Source organism: [Eubacterium] eligens ATCC 27750, from assembly GCF_000146185.1.
In the GTDB taxonomy this organism is placed as follows: Bacteria; Bacillota; Clostridia; order Lachnospirales; family Lachnospiraceae; genus Lachnospira; species Lachnospira eligens.
Genome location: NC_012778.1, coordinates 229,471 through 250,821, shown reverse-complemented (window position 1 = coordinate 250,821; position 21,351 = coordinate 229,471). Strand labels below are relative to the sequence as shown.

General features: G+C 34.6%; 20 protein-coding genes and 1 pseudogene. 2 read left to right on the top strand and 19 right to left on the bottom strand.

Annotated features, from left to right (window positions below):
- Window positions 1-32 precede the first annotated feature (32 nt).
- Together flgF and mreB are read right to left on the bottom strand one after the other, a co-directional pair.
- The gene (gene flgF / locus EUBELI_RS01075) at window positions 33-803 is read right to left on the bottom strand and encodes a flagellar basal-body rod protein FlgF (RefSeq protein ID WP_012738496.1); all 771 of its coding nucleotides are present in this window, start codon (window positions 801-803) and stop codon (window positions 33-35) included.
- A 103-nt stretch (window positions 804-906) separates the two neighbouring features.
- Complete coding sequence (gene mreB, locus EUBELI_RS01070) at window positions 907-1,905, bottom strand: rod shape-determining protein (protein ID WP_012738495.1); 999 nt, start codon at window positions 1,903-1,905, stop codon at window positions 907-909.
- A gap of 365 nt (window positions 1,906-2,270) precedes the next feature.
- Here mreB and EUBELI_RS01065 point away from each other — a divergent pair, with 365 nt between their 5' ends.
- The gene (locus tag EUBELI_RS01065) at window positions 2,271-2,774 is read left to right on the top strand and encodes a GNAT family N-acetyltransferase (protein ID WP_012738493.1); all 504 of its coding nucleotides are present in this window, start codon (window positions 2,271-2,273) and stop codon (window positions 2,772-2,774) included.
- A 132-nt stretch (window positions 2,775-2,906) separates the two neighbouring features.
- Here EUBELI_RS01065 and EUBELI_RS01060 read toward each other — a convergent pair whose 3' ends face one another.
- The 5 genes and pseudogenes from EUBELI_RS01060 to EUBELI_RS01040 form a co-directional block, all read right to left on the bottom strand.
- Window positions 2,907-3,365, bottom strand: a complete 459-nt coding sequence (locus EUBELI_RS01060; RefSeq protein ID WP_041687879.1) for a low molecular weight protein-tyrosine-phosphatase — start codon at window positions 3,363-3,365, stop codon at window positions 2,907-2,909.
- A 143-nt stretch (window positions 3,366-3,508) separates the two neighbouring features.
- Window positions 3,509-4,960 carry a hypothetical protein gene (locus EUBELI_RS01055; protein WP_012738491.1) on the bottom strand — a complete coding sequence of 484 codons (1,452 nt, stop codon included), beginning with the start codon at window positions 4,958-4,960 and terminating at the stop codon, window positions 3,509-3,511.
- A gap of 393 nt (window positions 4,961-5,353) precedes the next feature.
- The gene (locus EUBELI_RS01050) at window positions 5,354-6,169 is read right to left on the bottom strand and encodes a hypothetical protein (RefSeq protein ID WP_012738490.1); all 816 of its coding nucleotides are present in this window, start codon (window positions 6,167-6,169) and stop codon (window positions 5,354-5,356) included.
- Window positions 6,170-6,205: 36 nt separating this feature from the next.
- Window positions 6,206-7,492: a hypothetical protein gene (locus tag EUBELI_RS13490; RefSeq protein WP_012738489.1), complete on the bottom strand. Its 1,287-nt coding sequence runs from the start codon at window positions 7,490-7,492 to the stop codon at window positions 6,206-6,208.
- Window positions 7,493-7,675: 183 nt separating this feature from the next.
- Window positions 7,676-8,489 (bottom strand): annotated as a pseudogene (locus tag EUBELI_RS01040) (site-specific integrase); the annotation flags it as partial.
- Window positions 8,490-8,661: 172 nt separating this feature from the next.
- On the opposite strand from EUBELI_RS01040, the gene EUBELI_RS01035 reads away from it, so the two are divergent.
- Entirely contained in the window at window positions 8,662-9,414 is a 753-nt protein-coding gene (locus tag EUBELI_RS01035) for a helix-turn-helix domain-containing protein (protein ID WP_041687878.1), read from the top strand.
- A 124-nt stretch (window positions 9,415-9,538) separates the two neighbouring features.
- Here the strand turns inward: EUBELI_RS01035 and EUBELI_RS01030 are convergent, their stop codons facing one another.
- The 12 genes from EUBELI_RS01030 to EUBELI_RS00980 all read right to left on the bottom strand — a co-directional run bounded on the left by EUBELI_RS01030 (window position 9,539) and on the right by EUBELI_RS00980 (window position 21,319).
- Window positions 9,539-10,612, bottom strand: coding sequence for a PBECR4 domain-containing protein (locus tag EUBELI_RS01030; RefSeq protein ID WP_012738486.1), 1,074 nt, complete (start codon window positions 10,610-10,612; stop codon window positions 9,539-9,541).
- A gap of 148 nt (window positions 10,613-10,760) precedes the next feature.
- Window positions 10,761-11,057, bottom strand: coding sequence for a helix-turn-helix domain-containing protein (locus tag EUBELI_RS01025; RefSeq protein ID WP_012738485.1), 297 nt, complete (start codon window positions 11,055-11,057; stop codon window positions 10,761-10,763).
- Window positions 11,044-11,151 carry a type II toxin-antitoxin system RelE/ParE family toxin gene (locus EUBELI_RS14910; RefSeq protein ID WP_148231323.1) on the bottom strand — a complete coding sequence of 36 codons (108 nt, stop codon included), beginning with the start codon at window positions 11,149-11,151 and terminating at the stop codon, window positions 11,044-11,046. The genes EUBELI_RS01025 and EUBELI_RS14910 overlap by 14 nt, the downstream gene beginning before the upstream one ends.
- A 287-nt stretch (window positions 11,152-11,438) precedes the next feature.
- Entirely contained in the window at window positions 11,439-11,978 is a 540-nt protein-coding gene (locus EUBELI_RS01020) for a flavodoxin family protein (protein ID WP_012738484.1), read from the bottom strand.
- A gap of 23 nt (window positions 11,979-12,001) precedes the next feature.
- Window positions 12,002-13,054, bottom strand: coding sequence for a helix-turn-helix domain-containing protein (locus EUBELI_RS01015; protein WP_012738483.1), 1,053 nt, complete (start codon window positions 13,052-13,054; stop codon window positions 12,002-12,004).
- A gap of 317 nt (window positions 13,055-13,371) precedes the next feature.
- Window positions 13,372-13,629, bottom strand: coding sequence for a hypothetical protein (locus tag EUBELI_RS01010; RefSeq protein WP_156327325.1), 258 nt, complete (start codon window positions 13,627-13,629; stop codon window positions 13,372-13,374).
- A 595-nt stretch (window positions 13,630-14,224) separates the two neighbouring features.
- Window positions 14,225-15,085: an FRG domain-containing protein gene (locus EUBELI_RS01005; protein ID WP_012738481.1), complete on the bottom strand. Its 861-nt coding sequence runs from the start codon at window positions 15,083-15,085 to the stop codon at window positions 14,225-14,227.
- 233 nt (window positions 15,086-15,318) lie between these two features.
- Window positions 15,319-16,221 (bottom strand): hypothetical protein, encoded by a 903-nt coding sequence (locus EUBELI_RS01000; protein WP_012738480.1) that lies wholly within the window; start codon window positions 16,219-16,221, stop codon window positions 15,319-15,321.
- A 289-nt stretch (window positions 16,222-16,510) separates the two neighbouring features.
- Window positions 16,511-17,797, bottom strand: a complete 1,287-nt coding sequence (locus tag EUBELI_RS00995) for a DUF2971 domain-containing protein (protein WP_041687876.1) — start codon at window positions 17,795-17,797, stop codon at window positions 16,511-16,513.
- Window positions 17,798-17,900: 103 nt separating this feature from the next.
- Window positions 17,901-18,278, bottom strand: a complete 378-nt coding sequence (locus tag EUBELI_RS00990; RefSeq protein ID WP_041687875.1) for a hypothetical protein — start codon at window positions 18,276-18,278, stop codon at window positions 17,901-17,903.
- A 325-nt stretch (window positions 18,279-18,603) separates the two neighbouring features.
- Window positions 18,604-19,779: a DUF819 family protein gene (locus tag EUBELI_RS00985; RefSeq protein WP_041687874.1), complete on the bottom strand. Its 1,176-nt coding sequence runs from the start codon at window positions 19,777-19,779 to the stop codon at window positions 18,604-18,606.
- Between the two features lie 58 nt (window positions 19,780-19,837).
- Entirely contained in the window at window positions 19,838-21,319 is a 1,482-nt protein-coding gene (locus EUBELI_RS00980) for an aminoacyl-histidine dipeptidase (protein WP_012738476.1), read from the bottom strand.
- Window positions 21,320-21,351 lie beyond the last annotated feature (32 nt).

Genomic DNA, 21,351 nt, shown 5'->3' with positions numbered 1-21,351 from the left:
GTCCTCCATATGTAAATGTCTAACAGTTGTCACTAAATTTCAGAAATAGATACCATCTTTCCTAACATCTCATCGATAGTATTCATAATCTTCTGATTACTTTCAAAATCTCTTGCGATAGATATCATATCTACCATCTCTGTTACCACATTAATATTGGAAGCCTCCAAATATCCCTGATTAACCTTTGCTGTAGCTTCTGTCTGTGTTGCGCCATCAACTGCCTTGTAAAGATTCTCTCCATACGCTTCAACATAATCGTAATCCTCAAAATCTACAAGCGCAAGCCTGTCAACATACTGTCCGTCAGCATATATTTCGCCACTCTCTTCTACAGTAAGGCTCTCAAAGTCTGTAGGTAACTGTATCGGACCATTCTCGCCCAATACAAAATCACCATCCTTGGTTACCAGATAACCTTCACGGTTCATCTGGAAAGATCCGTCCCTGGTATAAAGCGTTGAAGTTTCTCCAGCTTTGTTAGTGAATGAAATCGAAAACAATCCACTTCCACTAAGCGCAAAGTCAAATGTATTGCCAGTATTCTGGAAAGAACCCTGATCCCAGCTTCTGAAGGATTCTCCTACTTTCGCTCCAAGATTCAGAGTTCCGATATTCTGATTAATATAGCCCACAGTTTCATCTTTAACTTTGATGCCATAAACATCTTTAAACGACTGTGTCGTAAGGCCTTCTTTCTTATAACCTGTGGTAGTTGCATTAGCCAGATTATTAGACACTACATCCAGTCTCTTCTGCTGAACTGTCAAGCCAGAGTACGCTGTATAAAGCCCTTTTACCATAGCCCGCCTCTTTCTTGATAATATATTCTTCCGGCATAAAAATTGTCCATTCTGCCAGAATGTTAAGAAACATTTGTAATAATCTTATTAAAAATGTTCCAGGTTACTTAACTTCGTCTCTGTAGCCTGCAAGGAACTCAATAAACTTACCTGTACCAATAGCAACACATGTCATTGGATCTTCGGCTGTCATAGTATTAATTCCTGTCTTGGCTTCAATTAAATCCTCAAGTCCTGAAAGAAGACTTCCGCCTCCTGTAAGGACGATTCCTCTGTCTGCAATATCAGATGCAAGTTCTGGTGGAGTCTTCTCAAGAACGCTGTGAACAGCTTCAACAATCTGTGAAGTTGCCTCTCTTAAAGCTTCCTCTGTCTCCTCTGAGCTTACCTCTACAGTCTTAGGAAGACCTGTTACAAGGTTTCTTCCTCGTACATTCATAGTTGTGACTTCTGCCTTAGGATAAGCAGAACCAACCTTTATCTTAATATCTTCTGCGGTTCTTTCACCGATAAGAAGATTATGCTTCTTTCTCATGTATCTTACGATAGCTTCATCAAAATCATCACCGGCAATCTTAATAGAAGTACTTACAACAGTTCCTCCTAAAGAGATAACAGCGATATCAGTTGTACCACCACCGATATCAACAATCATATTACCACATGGTCTTGAAATATCAATACCTGCACCGATAGCTGCTGCGATAGGCTCTTCAATAATAGCAACCTCTCTTGCACCTGCCTGAAGAGTAGCATCCTCAACCGCCTTCTTCTCAACCTCAGTAACACCTGAAGGTACGCATACACTGATTCTAGGCTTCTTAAGCATTCTCTTGCCGATAGCCTTCTGGATAAAGTACTTAAGCATCTTCTCAGTTACAGTGTAATCAGAGATAACACCCTGACGAAGAGGTCTTACAGCAACGATGTTACCTGGTGTTCTACCAAGCATCAGTCTTGCTTCCTCACCGATAGCCTTAATCTTATTAGTATCCCTGTCAAATGCAACAACTGAAGGCTCTTTAAGAACAACTCCTTTGCCTCTGATGTACACAAGAATACTTGCAGTACCTAAATCTATACCAATATCTGTTGATAACATGATAATTCCCCTTTCTTATAAAACAATGCGGACCTCTGTCTGTCCGATATATTCAGATAAAACATAAACTCAAAAGTCATTAGAAGCCATGTGTGCCCATGGCTAAACACCATTATATACATAAAAAAGGAAATTTAAAAGCCCTAAATAAAAAAAATCTATCTAAATATATATTTTTATAAATATTCAAGAAGCAATATGTCTTATAAATGTATATCGGCATTAATTTGTGTCTGCTTAATATTCTGCCCGCGAATTTAAAAATATTTTGATTTTGAGATACATACATATTATAATGTGGTGGATCAGGATTATAACTTACATATGTTAAGGTAATTCTGAATTTAAGTGTATAGGAGATTGCTATGAATATCCGTGTATTAGATAAAAATGATAAGGCTGCTCTCGAACAGCTTATATTTACTATAGAAAATGCTCTCCCTGTTCCGGAATGGTGGATTCCTATTGATGATATTGAACGCTCGCATTTCTTTGATGCTGACTGGACATGCTTCTTAGGTGCATTTAATGACGATAATGAACTTGTTGCCGCCAGCGCCCTTTTCTTTAATGAGCATGAATTTGCCGAGGAAGCTGAAAAGCTCGGTCTCGACATTCGTTCTACAAATGTAGCTGAAGTCGGACGATGCATGGTTCACCCTGACTTCCGCGGTCACAACCTTATGTGTGAGCTTAACAAGCGCCTCTGTTCAATTGCCCGCAACCGCGGCATCGACACAATCCTCGCCGTAGCCCACCCTGACAACGTCGCCAGCAATTCGTCTTTCCGCCGTCTCGGCGCAGAGCTTAAGGCAACTGCCACTGTATTCGGTTCTTACCAGAGGAATATGTATATTCTGCCGTGGTAGGTAATGGCAACCGGTAGGTAGTGGCTGTCGGGCAAGGCAGGCTGTCCCCGTTGAAGACAGCCTGCCTTGCCCGACCCTTTTTATTCACATATATTGCCGTGGCACTTGCTCATACAACCTACCTGTAGCCGCCTACAATTCTTCCTTAAGGCATTCAAGCAACCCTTTGCAACCTGCCAGAACGTCCCTGTAGGTTGCCTCAAAATCTCCCGTATACCATGGGTCTGCCACATCAAGCCCACTCCCCGCAAAAGTAAGCAGCTTATATATCTTCTCATCCGGATCTCCGTCCGATATCCTCTGCATATTGCGGATATTCTCAGTATCCATTCCAATAAGGTAATCATATTCCTCATAATCATTCAGAGTCATCTGCACTGCCCTGTGGGGAATCACCGGAATCCCTTCTTTCTTCAACTTGGCAACAGTGCCATGATGCACTCCATTACCAATTTCCTCGCGGCTTGTCGCCGCTGAATTAATATAGAACTTATCAGCAAGTCCCTCTTTCTCAACTAAATATGTCATAACGCTTTCTGCCATAGTGCTTCGGCAGATGTTGCCGTGGCAGATGAATAGTACTTTTATCATATTTTTATATCTCCTTAAATTTTCACTTTTCCTTGTATTTAAAGGCTTTTCGGGACTTTATTGATTTTGCGGTTATCATATAACTTTTATAATTTCTCATGTTTTGATGGTAAAAAATTATGAAATAATTATGAAATGCACATTTAACTTTTCTGTACTAGAAAAGTTAGCGTCTTTTTTGGTATCCCCGTATATAAACACTTTTGAGACAAAAATTCTTCTAAATCTTCCAATATAATAGATATTACTTCATCTCGCTTATTATATTTATCTCGAAAAATAAATTCTATTTTCCCTTTATTATTCAGTAGAATTTCAATATTACCATGCATTAAAGAATTTCTCATACGTTCAACAATATATCGTGGGAATAAGCAATTTTGTGTTTTATTTCTTTGGCTATATTGTATCCAATTTTCTTTTTGATATTTGAACTTAGATACATTAAGTTCTTGATATTTCAATTCCTCATAGTCATCATCTTCTGTTCGCAATGCAAAATTCATAGCATATAAATAAACAAAACCTATCTTAAACGAAATTTTTGCATTTTTGTCTTCACGCAATTCCAGTAATGATTTTTCAAGTTGTTTCTTATATTTTTCAATTTCATTTTGAGTAACATTCTCACTATCACGTTTTGTACAGTAACTATAAAATACATTATTAAGTTGACTAATATGTATCAAAAAATTTGACAGTTCCCCTTCAAAATCAAGAAATGCTTTTAATCCATAAATATAGTCATCTCGTGTTTGTAATTTCAATTTTTTCGCTAATTTTTTATAATTTCTTATTTTTATAGTTCTATTTAATTCTAGTTCCTTAACATTAATCCTTTCATTATTTTCTTTCAAAAACCGCAACAATTTTTTGTTATCTTGAGACACTTTTGCCAGTTTACTCATTATCCCTTGATTGTATCCATTATATAAATTTTCATTACATATTTTAGGTGTGATTTCATAAAAATAATATTTCCAAATACTTTTTTTTCGTAATCTAAAAGAATATCTCGAAAAAAAAGTATATTTAAATAGGAGTCCAGAACTATAGTTACTAAAAAAACGTTGGATCAATTCGTGAAGAACCCATTCAAAAACAATCCCAGAGTCTTTTCTTATTCCATGGTCTTTGTTATACAGATAATAGTAAATCATCGTACCATTTTTTTGCGAAGAAAAATATCCATATTGCATATGTGCCATTGCATTTCGTATAGTCATAACTTGATCCCACGGATTTTTCTTTTTATTTTCAAAAGAATGATACAAGCATATATTGGAAATATCACTGGTTAACTGCTCTTGTTTAATTAATTCATAGTAATCTTTTAAATTAATATCATTTTCTACTTCCTTTATAAAGTCCTTAAAACTATATCTATTTTTATAATAATTATTCAATTTCTCTTTATTTAATAATAACAAACAACTATCGATAAACACTCGAAATCTTCCATAGTCAAAGCCATTATGCATAATTATTTCTTCTGTTCTAAATCCTTCTATTAACTTATCGATGCTAATCTCATGTAAATATAGATTTTGATATTCATTTATTAATACTAAATTATTATTTATATAATTCAACATAAACAGTTGACCCCTTTTTAATCAAATTCTCAATCATGTCTGAACATCTCTCAACAGTTGTAAAACTGTTGTAAATCTTATCCTGCTATGTTATCCCTTCATAAAATAAGGAAACTTAATAAGAACGGAAACTCCTGCCGTGGCAGATGAAAAGTACTCTAATCATAAATTTCTCCTATTCTGAAATGCCCTGTAATGCCGAGTTTTGCGTTGGTTTATCGGCTTTTCTGGGCATCGTATTTTTCTTGTTTATAACTACACTTTTTGCAAAATACTTCAAAATGGTGCAATTCAAAGCAGTGTGTAGTAGTCAAATCGTAGTCAGTTAAGGGGGTCAGACTACTGATGGAATGTGCATTATTTAACGAAAGGGGCTGAAATAGGTATGCCTTTTTATGCTAATTCTTCTGCATTCACAAACCACTCTGACTCAATACATTCATCATCTGGAAGCCTTAATATGAGATTCTCATCACAAATAAAACTACTTCCTAGCCATTCATTATACAATCTTAATATTGCCTGTTTCAAAAATTCCACAGTCTTTTCACAGTCAGTTTCTGGTGGATTCCCCATATCAAAAATCACCTCCGACATGGGTATCAAATACTCAATGCAATAATATTTGCTATTACTATAATAATCAGCACACATTCCCTTGATTCCGAGAAGTCTTTCGATATTACCCACCAATTCAGGACAACTCGCCAACGAAGAATAATAATGATTTTGCTCTAAATATGAGCGAAATGCAAACCCGTTTACACAATAATCTTGATTTTTGAAATATCCAAGTCTGGATTTCACATAACAAACATTGCCATCATTATATGCAAATTCATTATCAAGCGATTGTAGTATTCCATTACAATACAAATTAATGTGTCCTTCACCAGATTCAAAAGTTACCTTATACTTTCTAAAGAAATTAGACAGCGGAGAACTCCCTAATAAGAGTTTCTCCAGATTGTTGTTCGCTTTCAAGTCAGTTCCATTCAGCCTTCGTGATAAATGAAACATTTGAATATATTCAAGTTTCTCATCTACAATGTGTTCAGAAAGAAAATCTTCAACGCACTCCCACGGTTCCCTCTCCGTATCTTCATAAACAGAAACAAATAACCGTATCAATCCACCTGCAGAAAGGTTTAAGAATTCCATTACACCTTGTTTTAAGCTACCTTGTGTTCTTGCATCTATATATTTCATTTACAATCACCGCCCTAAATTTATATATGTGTCAACCTAAATAATATGGTTATTTCGTAATATAGATTCTACTATTTCATATTTTTTATTCTTATATGAAATTTCAATCAGCTTTATTTCATGTTCTTTAGCATACTTTCGCTTTTCTTCATCATTTCTTTGTTGAATAGCAAACCTTCTCTCTCCACCAAATTCAGTAACAGGCTTATAGTGTTGCTCGCCTTGACATTCAATAAATGCAACAATTTTCCCTTGTTTATAAACTGCAAAGTCATATCTCAAAGGAGTTTCATTATCTATTCCATATACCCCATCAACTGCTACTTCGACTCTATAATTGATCCCATTTTTTATTAAAATATCATTTACAATCCATTGAAAAGAAGATATCTTATGGCATTCACAAGAAACAGCACTCCAATATCCATTGTAAGATCTGTAACCATACTCAGTTGGTGGAAAGATACCAAACTTATCACAAGTCACCATTTTTTTATTTCCACATAGATAACATTGACATTTATATTCTTTATAGACAATAATATCTTGATATTTCTTTTGATGTCTTTGCGTATAATAAGGAATTGGGACACTTTCCAATTTATCGTTTACACATTCAAGCACCTCTAGTGACTCATATATCAATCCCGTATAATCTTTATCATAATTTATTGCATTTTTTCTTGGAATTGCTGCAATAATCTGAGCATCTTTTTCTGCTTGTTTGAATAACTCTTTCTCTCGCTTATCATTCCAAGCACTACAATATTCATCTGATGGAATAACAGCCTCCTTATCATTCACTAGACATACTGCCTCATTATTCTCGTACTTCTTTCTTTTATTATAATTGGCATTACTTGCCTTTATAGAATAAGTAAACCTTGACGAACAATATACAGGCTTGTAACAAACCTTAGGTTCTGTCTGCAATGTTTCTTCAGAATAATATCTTATCTTTCCACATTTTCTACATCTACATTTATAATGTTTTACTCCTGTACTCTTCTGTAACTCTTCAATTGCTTTATCAAAATCAGAAAATGTTACTGACTCTCTATACACGTTAAAATTAATCGGCTTATATATATATGCTGGTGTAACAATTGTCTTTCCACCATCCCATCCAGTCCAATCTCTTCGAACATATTTACCTTCTTTCACAGCTTGAAGAAACCCCATCTTTTCTTCTTTAATATCTGAAATACACGTTTCTTTTATTTGCAAATATTCCGTGCCATCATCCAAGATTTGCAAACATCCAAACTTCATTCCAACCTTTACATCTATTTTCTTAACAGAGGTATCTAAAATAAAAATCACCCTTCCTCATAATATTCAAAAAATAATAATATGTATTAAACAGCCTTTACATTTCAATTTTGTTAGCCCCTATAAATCCCCCTTAACAAAATTATTCTACCATACCAGCTGAATTCACACCATATAAAAAGCACTCAACCCAAACAGGCTGAGTGCTTTTTATATTTTTTCCTTATTATATTATCATACCACCTTGAACATATTCTGTTTCAAAGGTTTATCATCCGTATCCGAAATTCCCATCTCTTTTCTGGCATTTTCCAATCCCTGCATCTTCTGAAGTTCCTTCTCAGCATCCTCAAGTCCTACATGGGTGTAGACATTGAGCGTCACAGCTATATCCGAATGTACCATCAAATACTGCAGTGTTTTAGGATTCATGCCGGACTTTGCCATATTGGAACAATATGTATGTCTGCAAACATGAGGGGTAATATTGGGCATCTGAACCTTATAGATTTCATTGTACCTGCTGACCATATGATTGAATCTGTGTTCCCAATGCATGGATACAAGTGGCATTCCATCTTTGTCCAGAAAAAGAAATCCCGTATAACCATCTATCACTTTCTCAACCTTATAATCTGGTCTATCCTCAATAATTGCTCGAAACATTTCTGTCACTTCATTTGTCATTGGAATAACCCTTGTTCCGGCATTGGTTTTTGTTGGCTCAATTACATACTCTCTTTTGGAAGTTCTTTGCAGCTGATGATCAATATTGATTGTTCTTTTCTCTAAATCAATATCCATCATCGTAAGTCCACAAAATTCCGAAATTCTCATACCAGTGTGAAAAAAAATATAAATCTCTTCATAATATTTACAATAAACCACATCAACATGTATAAATTTTAAGAATTTTCGCATCTGGTCTTTTGTAATTACTTCTCTTGTAACAGCATCATTGGCTACTACTCCGGCTAATTAAAATTTGGAAGGGATTTTTCATAAAAACGTCATCATGCACAGCCATCTGAAAGGCTGGCCGTAACACTTGTATTTTTAGTTAATTAATTTATCATTGAATATTTTTGACAAAAATGTCAATAATATTCATCTTGTTTTCAAATTCAACTTTTTAATAAATGCTACAAATTTTATAATAAATGTCCTGTTTTTTATATGCTAAACATATTATTATTCATTTGAAAGCGAGGTATAACATTATGAAAATAAGAGAATTCTGTAAAATGAAAAAAATCACGCAAGAAAAATTAGCCGAAGACCTAAACGTTGATGTAAGAACAATCCGCCGTTGGGAAAGCTCCACTCCCTCTACGAGAATTATTCTTAAATTAGCCAACTATTTCGAGGTCTTTCCTTACAATTTACTTGAGGAAAATGAAAAAATGCCTGAATTTCCAATTGGTCAATCAGGTTCTATAGATTTTGCATTTATAAAAAAGGAGATTTTAGCATCAATTAATATATTGTCTTCACAAAATGTTATTCACGACATTTATAGACATACTTTTATTAAGTATAATGACAACATGCTTGAGGATCTTCTAAATATATCTTTGGAAATTACTAATATTTATTCCAGATTGGTCTTTCTTCTTAAGTCTAAAGAATGGCTTAATCAGTTACATTATAGAATTAATTATTCATGCTTTGATTATGAATTACAATTGAAGTTATTGGCTAATGATTTATTTTACCCTAATGAAGGATTGTTTAACAACTCAGAAATAAATAACCTGGCAGAAAAAGTGTGCAATACATGCAACAAATACAAATTCAATCCATTATATAGCATTTACCTGCCCTCTGATATTGAAAGATTTCTTATAGATGCCTTTCTTTCATACAAATCTGATACGACATCTCAGTTACATCAGACAATTGTATGTGAACATATTTTACTCCAATTATTAAACTACACAGGAGATGAAGTCCACAATTATTATGTGGCTTAGTTTTCACTATTATTTATAAATATTAATTTAAAAGTCAATGTATCTGCAAACGATAAATTTACAGATACATTGACTTTTCATCCCATCACCAATCCCAGCAAAACTGCTGTCCGAGAAGCAATTATCATATCATCATCCTGCAACTCTGTTTATACTCATTCAACAACTGCTTTATTTCATTGGGCAGTAAATCCCTGTCAGAAATTTTTATTTTCTTCAAAATATAACGTTTTTCATCATTTGTCCAACGAAATTCTTCTTTCATATATGGCAAATAGATCTTGTCCAGTGCATCTAATTGCAAAAGTTCATAATGTTTTAAAATATCCGCATTTACACAATTCTTTATACTATTTTCGTCAATTGAACCATCTTCCATTATATATCCATTTTTCAATTTTTTATAATGCTTATTTTTCTCTAACACCTTCCATATCTGTTTCCAGTATATCTCAAAAAATTTCTTTCCATTCTTATCTTTCTTCATAAATGAATATGGTAAAACTTCTTCTTGATTTTTTATATAATCATCACCTAATCGAAAGAAAAAAGTATTAGGATAATTCACATCTGTATCTTTTCCTGATGCCATAAATCCAACACCAAAATACCCATAATTATTATTTTTATCCTTATATTTTTTCCAAAACATATACTCTATCTTATCCAGCTTTGTTGAAAAGTTTTTAACTTTTGAATAATCAAATTTTACAATTTGCTTTGCACGAATTATATCTAATATTAATTCACTGCTAAAATACTGTATTCTGCCCTTATATAACTCATCAAAATACGCACTATTTTCAAATTCATCGGTATCAATTGAATCATCCCCGTCACTACACATTCTATTGTATAGTTCAGTTGCACTTAAGCGTTTTTCACTGTACTCAAACAATATAGGATTATCAACCAAATGCTGCAAACCTAATAAATGAGGTAAATCCTGTGGATTAAATGTAAACTTAATACTATCTCCATTGTTTAATGGTATCTTAACACTTGTCTTTATTAGTTTTTCGTAATCCACAATAATATCTTTAATAATATTCAAATTTTCCCTCCATAAAAAATAAATGTCTTCCAGGAAATCCCAGAAGACATTTATAAGCATTTTCGCCTTTTCCTCCGAAGAGTAAGATACTGTTGGCTCAATGCATAAACCAACATGAAGACCTCCATTTGCATTTGGTATCACTCACACAAACTTCATCAGCCAAGAGATTCTTCGCCCGTAAGCTAAAAGAATCTTTATTAATATATGCATATACATATAAAATATTAGCTCCTTCACTTTCCTTATACTATCATACACAAAATTCAATGTCAACGAAGTCAACCGTTGCCTAATCATTTTGTGTCGGCTTCACATTATCCTTAGAGCCTCTGACCAGCACCATTTCCGCATCCGCTAACCTTTTAAGCAAATTAACAGAAGGGTTCCGTGTTCCATTCTCAAGCTTGCTGATATCTGCCTGATTAATACCAGTGCGTTCAGCCAGTTCCTTCTGTGTCATGTTCTGAGAAGTACGAGCATCTACAATAGCCCTTATAACGTCCATCTCTGGCTGAATTGCATCATATTCTTTTTTAAATTCTTCGTCCTGTAATTGCTTAGAAAGCATATCATCAAATGTTCTCATCCCTCATCACCCTTTCTATGAAATCCTTTCGTCTATCCTTTGCAATCTGTATCTCTTCTTTTGGAGTTTTCTGTGTCTTTTTAATAAAACCCATTCGTCAATTATCCATTTAATGTAATCATACCAAACCACTTTTCTAAATATATATCCACCAAACAAAAATGCACCATTAGAATACTATTCCTACTAATATTCTAACGGTGTATTTAATATTTGTCATTGAGTTTGTAATTCATTCAATCTTATTATTGCTGAACATCTTTTGCCGTCAGTCCTGACAATCCATGATTTTTCTTATATTAATCCCGGTTTCTCTTTTATCAATTATTGGAAACATATCCCCTCCATACATAATAATGTTACCTTTAATTTATTATTTCATCACTCCATCGCCAATCCCAGCCGATAAGCCTCATCCAGCCCATCAGTGTTCCTGACATCACCTTTATCCTTAGCACCTCTGACCAGCACCATTCCCGCATCTTCAAGTTTGAAGAAATTAAGCACAAGCTGATACTGTATCTTAATAGAATCAAACAATTCTGGCAAAACTGCTGCCCCCACTAGTATCAATGCCAGCTTCTTGACTTTGAAATCATTTCTCATAGGAGTATGTAACCTGTCGATAATTGCTTTAAGCTGCGCGCTCACTCCATAAAAATACACTGGCGAGGCAACGACAATCACATCAGCACATTTTAACTTATCATAAACTATCTGCATGTCGTCCTGCTGAAAACATTCATGCCCCGCCCTGTCAAAACACGAATTGCAGCCAATGCATGGGTTGACCTTATAATACGCCACAGAAACGACTTCTACATTATTACTCTTTTCCGCACCTTTAACAAATGCGTCAACCAACAGGTCAGTATTGCCACCCTTACGCGGGCTGCCTGACAAAACAATAATATTGCTCATGAAAATCCTCCTTATGTAAATTCTTATACAGTAATTACATAATGTTCCTTCAATTCATTTAACATATTGTACTCAATACAGCCTTCATTCTGTAATCGTCCAACAACAATTCCCGGAGCAATTCTATTCTCTTTTGCAAATCTTTTTACACTTGCAACCGAAAAATTCTGTTCTTCTTTAAACATTTTAAATGTCTCTAATGGAATCAATTCATCTCTTGACCATACATCTGCATCCTGTTCATCCTGTTCTGTTGTTCCACCATTTTTCCCCACATGCCCAAGAATAATATGTCCAAGTTCATGGAACAGACTAAACCAGAATTTATCTGCATCCTTGCCTCTTGCTGTTAATCCAACAACAATCTTATTCCCATCTATAAATGTAGCGCCTTGTAAAAATGAACCTTTCAAATGTGGTAAAAATACCAATGCAACTCCATTTTCTGCAAGCAATGATTTAAGCTCAAAGCAAAAATCTTTTGGTTTTTTTAAAGTCATCTTTCTTATATCTGGCATAACACTTATAAGACCCTTAATATTAATTGGTTTCGTTTCTATGCCACGTGCCTGAATTTTAGCTTCCTGTGTCCATGCTAGCAAAGCCAAATCACTCTTATCTGTCACTGCAAGTCTTCTGCATGCAATTCTTGTAATCTGTGTATTCTCTAACAATGATAAACTAACCACTTCAAAATACTTTCTAAGATTAATAACTTTTTCCTTAGAATTCCTTGTTTGTGGTATCCAGCCTAACTTAGCCATCTCACTATATGGAAATTGTCTAGCCAAATTCTCATCCGCATCCATAGCCTTTTCCGCTGCAATCTTTATAAGTTTTTCTCTATATATTGCCTCCAAATTATTCCAAAACCTTGCTGGCACGCCAAGCACTATTTCCAATCTAACAGCCACCTCAGGTGTCAACTGAACCTCTCCATTAATGAGTTTGCTGACATGTTTCTCTGTCATATCAATTCTTACAGCAAACTCTTTCTGACTCATCCCCCTGTCGTTAAGCTGTTCTTTTATTGTTGCTCCTGGTGGCGTTGCAATTATACTGCGACTTCTCACCATTTTGCTACCTCCTATTCATATTCCAACTAATGATAATCCACTATTTCCATAGGTTCTATCGGCAGCTTTAGCATCCATACAAATATTCTTAATTTTCTTGTCTTTGTATGTAATATCCAATGAACCACCTCTTAATACAAATTTACCTTTGTGGTAAATTTATATTAACATCTGTCAACTCTCATGTCAATCAATAATTTACCTCGCAGGTAAATTATCAACAAAATAAAAACCCTGATTGATGAATCTATAAATATTCTATAATCTATAGATTCATCAATCAGGGCATAATTATTGTATACGAAAATCTAAATTATCTAAACATAATTTTCCACTTCATTTTTCAACAAATTCTTTAATCCATCAGTTCCTTCAACATACGCATTATCCTTATTCATAAATATGTATACCGGATTGGTTTCAGTCAAATCTTTTATAGGAAACACCAGCAGCTTATTGTCATTATATAAGTTCAATTCGTGCAAATGTGGCAGATACATAAACAAGCTGAAACATGTCGCCAGATTCTCCTGTGCCGTCTGCTGATGCAGGTCAAAATGACCTAATGTGTGCACACAATCCAGCGTAACTCCTTCCTTCTCAAGCAAATGGTCTAATATCTGCATACAATGCAGATTAGGAAGACTCCGGCAAAAAGGTATCTCACTAAATGCAATATCCTGTTGATTTTTCCAATAAGCTTGGTTAAATTTATAACATAATTGTCTCAGTGTCAATTAGGTAATAGTTCTTGTACCTTCTGTTGTACAAGTAATGGTTACTTCATCAAAAGTTTATTCCCCTGACATGAAAGTCAGCTCCAAACCAGCTGGCTACTTACTTAAGTACATGATTATGTATTTTATCAAGCTAATTAATCCCTTTCATTTACAAAGATAGCGATTACTGTGAGCACTCTTTATGTTGATATTGATGTTAGCAACAAATCCAATAATGTGATTTTGCAGAAACACTGATAAATATGAACCCACATAAGCTTACTGACTTCGTCATTGAAAACAAGAAAATCATTTCTCTGATTATGATGTAGTAGACACCGCCATCCTGAAAGCTACTCACATTTTATACCATTTACCTAAGATGGTAAATAACTCCGTTAATCATACGCTTTCTGTATCCACAACCTCAATGAAAGAATTTGAATTTCAATTAGTCGGTCAATATTTGAATTGACCCATATTGATTAATTATCCCTTGCTCTTCTTCTGGATACTTTTTCAAAAGAATTTTGTACCCAGAATCGAAATATGCAGCAGGAAACAGCGAACTAACTGTTAGGAATTCACTTGTACCTATCCATTTAAAACCTAATTCTGTTGGGATTTTGGCAATACCTATTATTAAGTCTGAATAGTCACTTTCAATTTCACCCTTTTTCTTCAACATATATGCATGTTGAGCATGTGGTCGTAAAAAATATGATGGCAATGCCTTTCTTAAATCGACCAATCGCGTTGTTTCACCTTCATAAACCCCATTTTTATCAGATACATTTATTGCATCTGTTGCAACTAGTATAATATACGAATACTTATTTGTATTACTAGAATAATATACATATTCATGTGAATTAATCGATTCACTTTTGGTTTGATGAAGAGCAAACCACAATGCCACCCAGACATTATCAACAAGATCTAAATATGTGGTCTTTACACCATAATGCTGCAATAAAGGTTCCAATACACATCTATCATATTGGCTAAAGGAATCTATATCGACTTTCAATTTGTTCATCCTCTTATTGTATTTTTTAGTTATACTCTCTAGATTTGTACGTCCTCTATACAAAGATGGTATCAGTTTGCCATTATATAAATCATTTTGCCCCCGTAAATATACATTACATTTTTGATTATTCATATATTTGCCAAACCCTATAAACTGTGTCAAATCATGAACCATTTCAATATCATATACTTTTATCTTTTTACCACATGCAAGTTCTATTTCCTCATAAGAAATGTCTGATGGTGTTTTATTCTCAAAATTTTGGATTTTATATAACATATTTCCTCCTTAAATTTTAGTTTCAGATTATCTTGTACAATCTTTGCTTTCCATTTTAATGAAATACCACTCTTTCCACAAATTACAGCAATAAGGTTCTCATCATACAATCTCATCTATGCTCTTAGGTGCAACTCTTTTCGTAAATCTTTTGACATTTATAACAAAAATTTCCGGCTTTTTTACTTCTAAATTATGTCTCTATGCCACGGGATAATAATTTTATTTAGATATCACTTGTCCTCTAATAAAACTCTTTTTATCCTGTCTATATTATGCCGCATGTACAAAGCACCTAATTCTGATTGAATTATAGACACATAGTAAGGAACAACTTCATAAGCTAATATCCTTCTAAATTCATTTTCTTCTTCTTTAGTTGAATTTAAAGCTATAAAATTAACTCCATATGTAGAAATCAATAAAACCGCTTCAACTAAAGCTTCTTGATTATTAGAAAATGTTATCGGCATTACATAAAACGATCCCTTTCCACCAAAAAGGTTATCTCTTCTGCCCCATTTATATATTTTACTTTTTGATTTATCATTACAAAATATTGGTGATTCATCTTTATGTGATAATATGTAGTTATATAACGTTTCAGAATCATTTATAAATTCATTTAAATTTACTGCACCACTAACTCCTGATTTCCCAGCGAGCCATTTCCATTCCTCTTCTCCATAATATTTATATATAAGTGAAACATCTACATAATCATTTTCAGCCTTAATTATCTTCGCAACAGTAAATTTTAAATTTTCACATACTTCATGCAAATACTTATGAGCACCATAAAAATATGGCCACTCTTTAGTTGTAATTACTAATTCATATGTATTGTCACGAATATTTCCTGCTTTTCTATCAATCAATTGGACTATTTGAGATAGTACCATTTTAGCTCTCTCATTTTGTTTTTCAACTTTTTCTTTTTCCTCAATTTCTTTCTCTGATTTATATTGACCATACTCAATCCAAGCTGAAATTCCAGCAATCGATATAATCAATAGTATTATCAAATAGTTCTTTAAAGAATATTGTATATCAGAACATAACTCCTGTACTGCAAGCACTAAAGGGACTGATACTACAGTAAAAATAAAACTAAAAATATGTTTATGCCTATTCATTTACACCTCCTGGTCTATCCTAATTCAATCATGTTGAAGTTCTAATTTAACTTTACAATTTAATAAAATCAATATAATTTACACTAAACTCACAAATATCCGCACCTTTACTTAATTCTTCGACATTCTTATATGTCATAATCATGTGAAAACACACCTCAGTTGTTCCTACTCAAATGGTTGCTTTGTTCATTATGGTTTATCTTTATTTAACTCCTCAATTTTAAATTTATGAATCTTCTTTTACTAATGTTATAAATTCAGAAACACTAATACCTAATTCAGTTACTCAAAATATTACGGTATTATATTTATTAGTAATATCCTCAGCATGCAAATCATATGTTACTCTATCTAATTGCATTTGTTTCACTGGAATATTACGCTTATTAGCAATATTAATAATTGCATTTTTACTTTCATTATCAATACATGCTCCCAAATAAATACATGTTATTGGAGGCATTATTAATTCAGAACTTCTTTGTTTTCTAATAAATATTCTCCATTCTTTTTCATAACTCCAAACATTATCTTTAGTTAACAAACTTAATAAAATTTTTTTCTGAGCCTCTTTTATGCTACTTTCAGATTGATCAAATGCAATACTCCATGGAAACAATGGTCTTTTATTATCATACAGCACTGGCAAAAGATATTGATCATTTTGTATTTTTTCTAAAGCACTAAAATCATACTCAATACAGAATCCCTTGTGACAATCTGCATAATGTGACCACATGAGTCTATTCTTAAAATCACTTGATAAACATCCAACTAAATATAATTCATTTATATATCTATCAATCTCACCACATTTATCGCCAAAAATTTCCAATACTTTTTCTAGTATATTTTTGAATTGTGGGCAAAGTTTCTTCCATACTTCTGAGATTAAACTTATTTCATCTACATCCTTTGTAATTCCATTTGCTATGGCAAACTCATTCATGTTAAAATCTTCATTTGCAAGCATATCCATCGATTGTTCATTCATATTAATCAATATTAATTTTAAAAGTCCTTCATCAACTCCATTATATTGTTTTGAGTCTCCATCTAATAAAGCAATCATTATTAATTGTATAATATTATTTTTGTTATCTTCCAAACTAATTTTATCTTTATCAGCATTTTCTTTTTTAAATGCTTCCCAAAAATCTATAATTTTTCTATTTTGCAATAACTTATTAATTTTTCTTTGTTCTTCTTTATTAAAATCTTCAATTTCTTTATCCCTTTTAAGTACATATATAGCCTGTTCAAATATATACATCTTTTCACTTATTTCTTTTTCATAGTCCCTACTCATTTCTTTGTACAGAGCTTCAAATGAATACCCAAATTTACTATCAAACGGATCATTAAAAGCTTCCACCAAAGAACAATGTAAAGTTCCTTCTTCAAGATTTTTAAGAGAATATCCATCTTTATCAAACGACCTGTATTTATATAATTTCCCTCCATTAGTGTCCTTTAATAAAAGTTGTTTTAACTCCATCTTCGATTCTAAAGTGTATTCTTTCTGACATGCAAACTTTTCAATTAATTGTCTTTTTTCTTCAAATATATCCATGTAATCCTTTCTCTTAGATATGAAAATCCTCATCATCTATTTAAAATGTACTTTAAACTAATTATAAAGAATTATAATCGACTATTCCAGAGTCATTTTTACATTAATCCACCTTCTCTATAAACTTCTTCATATCATTTATAACCTCATGTTTAAGAAGCACATCCGCATATATTCCATATTTATCTGCATTCAAGTCAGCTATAATTGCAGAAACAACATCATATATTGTATTGTTACCCACACTATTATTAACCATACTTCTTCCCAAATTCAGCAACTTTTCTATACTTGGATACTCTTCTCTCAATCTTTGATTTAATTTAATAGCATAACACTGATAATCTCTATTTATTTGCAGATTTCTAATCATATTATTAATGTCATTCACATCTGTAAATGCCTTCAATTCATCACTTTTACTTTTCCCATCTATTAACTCAATTGCCTTATTTACTAAATCTTTTTCAAAATACATCATTGTCCTATCCTCCATACTAATAGTATATACTTGCTATAACATATGTTTTGTCGTATTTTGTCGAAAGTAATAAAAATATCTCGCCTATTACAATTTATTTAATCTGCTCCACAACCATATATTTTTCTCCGCTTGACTATCTCACACATATTTTATAATATACTAACTAAGAAATGAGTTTTTTGTCGTGTACAGCATTACTGCTCAAGCGGGTAGCTCGTTTCTTTTTTATTTTCCCCATTCTATCCCATATAAAAAACAGCACCCCGGCAGTACCAATCTACTGCCGAAGTGCTATCCATTCCATCAATTATTCCATTAAACTCTACCCAAATATACTCATCAGATTAGCCACAACCAGGCCGCCGCCGGTTCCGACGACATAGCCGAGCAGCGCCATCATGATACCAACTGGTACGAGGGCATTTGAGTATGCGCCGGCGAGAACCGGTGCTGTTGCTGTTCCGCCGATGTTGGCGAGGGAAGCAACGCAGCATGTGAAGATGTCGAGTTTCAATATCTTCGCAAGTGCAATCATTATTGCCACATGGATAAGGAGGATTACGAATCCTGCGAGAAGCCATATTGGGGCATTGCCAACTGCTCCGAGGTCTGCTCTTGAAGCGATTAAGGCAATGACTATATAAAGCATTACATTTGAAATCTCCTCAGTTCCCTTAATCTTGCCAAATGGTGTCAGGGCGAATACGATACCAAGCACTGATACGATAAGCACTGTCCATGTTGTGCTGTCAAAGAATGATAAATGTGCATTAATCATGCTGCCAAGCTCCATTGAAACTGCAGATACTAGGAGTCCTGAACCGAGCAGAAGAATGATGTTCTGCCATACAAGCGGCTTTGTGTTGGCTTTTGCTTCCTCTTCGAGTGCAGCGCCAACGCCGTCGATTATGCTTGTGTCTGCCTTTGTCCATTTGTTGAACTTCTCGTGATTTCCGATTGCCCACAGAAGGAACATTACATAAAGTGTCGCGCAGATTGAATCCATAACAAGGGCGTAAGCCATTGTTGCTTCGTCAACATCAAGTGCTGCCTGGATTGCGAGCATATTGCCGCCGCCGCCCATCCAGCTTCCGCACAGCGCGCCGAGCGCTTTCCATGAACCTGCGCCTAAGAGCTGGTGGAATATCGCATAAGAAACGAAGAATCCAAGTCCGATTGACAATGTTGCTGCGAAGAAACCGATAAGCATTTTAGGTCCAAGCTTGATGATTTTCTTCAAATCACAGCGAAGCAGCATTATGAAAAGCATCGCATATAATATTGGGTTCTTGACTGATTTGTACACAGCGCTTGTTGCACTAAGATCCCACACTTTCATTGTGCAAAGGAGCATAAGCCCCAGATATATAAGTACAATCGGCGGTGCAAAATTAAAGAACACCTGCGCCTTTTTTCCTTTAAAAATCTTGGGTAGATTTACTAATACTGCAGCTGCAAATATAAGCGCCGCAAGGTATAAAAATCCATCTTTTATCATGTATAAATTCTCCTTATGGTTAATATATAGCATATTCTACCCATTTTTCTGTAGTATATTACATTTCTTTAAGTATCTCCATCAGATATTCCCAGGTCCGCTCCACTGAAGCCGCGTCCATACACTCATCAGGCGTATGCACACTTTCAAGTGTCGGTCCAAATGATATCATATCTACTCCCGGCATTTTCCCGGCAAGTATGCCACATTCGAGTCCGGCGTGGATTGAGGTCACTTCCGGTTCGTGGCCGTACACATTTGTAAAGCTATCAACGCATATCTTTCTTAACTGCGAATCACTCTTGTATTCCCACGCAGGATAGTCCGACATTGTGACTACTTTTCCTGACAAATGTTTTACAAATGTGGTGACTCTCTCAAGCAATAATTTCTTTCCAGCCGCTGTATTGCTTCTTATAAGATATTTGTACACAAGCTTGTCTGCGTCGAGGTAAGCAGTTCCCAGATTGAGCGAAGTCTGCACCATGCCATTAATCTCCTGACTCATTTTGTACACACCATCAGGACTTAACCAGAGGGCATATATTACATTTGCAGTACTCTTGGAATCAAGAACCTTGTCTGCTGCAATGTCTGTCTTTTCAAGCTCAATCTTAGCATATGGCTCTGTCGCGCTGATTTCCTGCATCCACACAGCCGCACTCTCTTTGATGCTTTGTTCAAATGTTGTGGCATCGCAGCTTCTGACACTTACAACTGCCTTTGCTTCTTTTGGAATTGCATTTTCCTTGCCGCCACCTGAAAGCGACACAAGACGGAAATCTGCTGCCCCGCTGGCATGTGAAAGTAATGAAGCAAGCAATCTTATAGCATTAGTGTGCTGTTTGTGAATCTCAACGCCGGAATGACCACCGGCAAGCCCGCTTATCTTAACTTCGAAGCATACCGAACCATTCTGCACATCAATTGCACCATCTGCCACCCAGCCCGCAGCATCCTCATACGCAACCGGAATGTCACACTCAGCTCTCACACCACCAGCACAGCTTACATACAATATTCCCTCATTTTCAGAATCAATATTGATAAGTCTCTTTGCTGTAAGGTCAGAAGTGTCGAGGTCTCTTGCGCCAAGCATTCCAATCTCCTCATCGCTCGTAAGCACTGCCTGTATAGGAGGATGCGCAATCGTATCCGAAGCAAGCACTGCCAGTATAAATGCAACAGCAATTCCATCATCAGCGCCAAGAGTTGTGCCGTCAGCCCACACCATCTTACCATCAGTGCAAGCCTTAATGCTCTGTACACTCATGTCAATATCGCAATCTGGCTCTTTCTCACACACCATATCAAGATGTCCCTGCAAAATCACAGGCTCACAGTCCTCATATCCAGAAGAACCAGCCTTAAATATAACAACATTATCAGACGTATCCTTCCTTGCCTTAAGTCCATGCAACTTAGCAAACTCCAGACAATAATCCGCAATCATCCCGGTATTCCCAGAACCATGCGGAATCGCACAAATCTCCTGAAAATAAGAGAAAACCTCTGATGGTGATAACTCATTTATATCCATAAAAAGCCTCCTAAACCTACTTTTTCATCAAT

Coding starts and splice junctions, on each gene's coding strand:
- EUBELI_RS01050 (WP_012738490.1), bottom strand. CDS start 6,169: ATGAAATATATAGATGCAAGAACACAAGGTAGCTTAAAACAAGGTGTA.
- EUBELI_RS00985 (WP_041687874.1), bottom strand. CDS start 19,779: ATGATAAAAGATGGATTTTTATACCTTGCGGCGCTTATATTTGCAGCT.
- EUBELI_RS01000 (WP_012738480.1), bottom strand. CDS start 16,221: ATGAATAGGCATAAACATATTTTTAGTTTTATTTTTACTGTAGTATCA.
- EUBELI_RS01060 (WP_041687879.1), bottom strand. CDS start 3,365: ATGATAAAAGTACTATTCATCTGCCACGGCAACATCTGCCGAAGCACT.
- EUBELI_RS01020 (WP_012738484.1), bottom strand. CDS start 11,978: ATGAGCAATATTATTGTTTTGTCAGGCAGCCCGCGTAAGGGTGGCAAT.
- EUBELI_RS01065 (WP_012738493.1), top strand. CDS start 2,271: ATGAATATCCGTGTATTAGATAAAAATGATAAGGCTGCTCTCGAACAG.
- flgF (WP_012738496.1), bottom strand. CDS start 803: ATGGTAAAAGGGCTTTATACAGCGTACTCTGGCTTGACAGTTCAGCAG.
- EUBELI_RS01025 (WP_012738485.1), bottom strand. CDS start 11,057: ATGAGAACATTTGATGATATGCTTTCTAAGCAATTACAGGACGAAGAA.
- EUBELI_RS00990 (WP_041687875.1), bottom strand. CDS start 18,278: ATGATGTATTTTGAAAAAGATTTAGTAAATAAGGCAATTGAGTTAATA.
- EUBELI_RS14910 (WP_148231323.1), bottom strand. CDS start 11,151: ATGGGTTTTATTAAAAAGACACAGAAAACTCCAAAAGAAGAGATACAG.
- EUBELI_RS01015 (WP_012738483.1), bottom strand. CDS start 13,054: ATGGTGAGAAGTCGCAGTATAATTGCAACGCCACCAGGAGCAACAATA.
- mreB (WP_012738495.1), bottom strand. CDS start 1,905: ATGTTATCAACAGATATTGGTATAGATTTAGGTACTGCAAGTATTCTT.
- EUBELI_RS01055 (WP_012738491.1), bottom strand. CDS start 4,960: ATGTTGAATTATATAAATAATAATTTAGTATTAATAAATGAATATCAA.
- EUBELI_RS01035 (WP_041687878.1), top strand. CDS start 8,662: ATGAAAATAAGAGAATTCTGTAAAATGAAAAAAATCACGCAAGAAAAA.
- EUBELI_RS00980 (WP_012738476.1), bottom strand. CDS start 21,319: ATGGATATAAATGAGTTATCACCATCAGAGGTTTTCTCTTATTTTCAG.
- EUBELI_RS01005 (WP_012738481.1), bottom strand. CDS start 15,085: ATGTTATATAAAATCCAAAATTTTGAGAATAAAACACCATCAGACATT.
- EUBELI_RS00995 (WP_041687876.1), bottom strand. CDS start 17,797: ATGGATATATTTGAAGAAAAAAGACAATTAATTGAAAAGTTTGCATGT.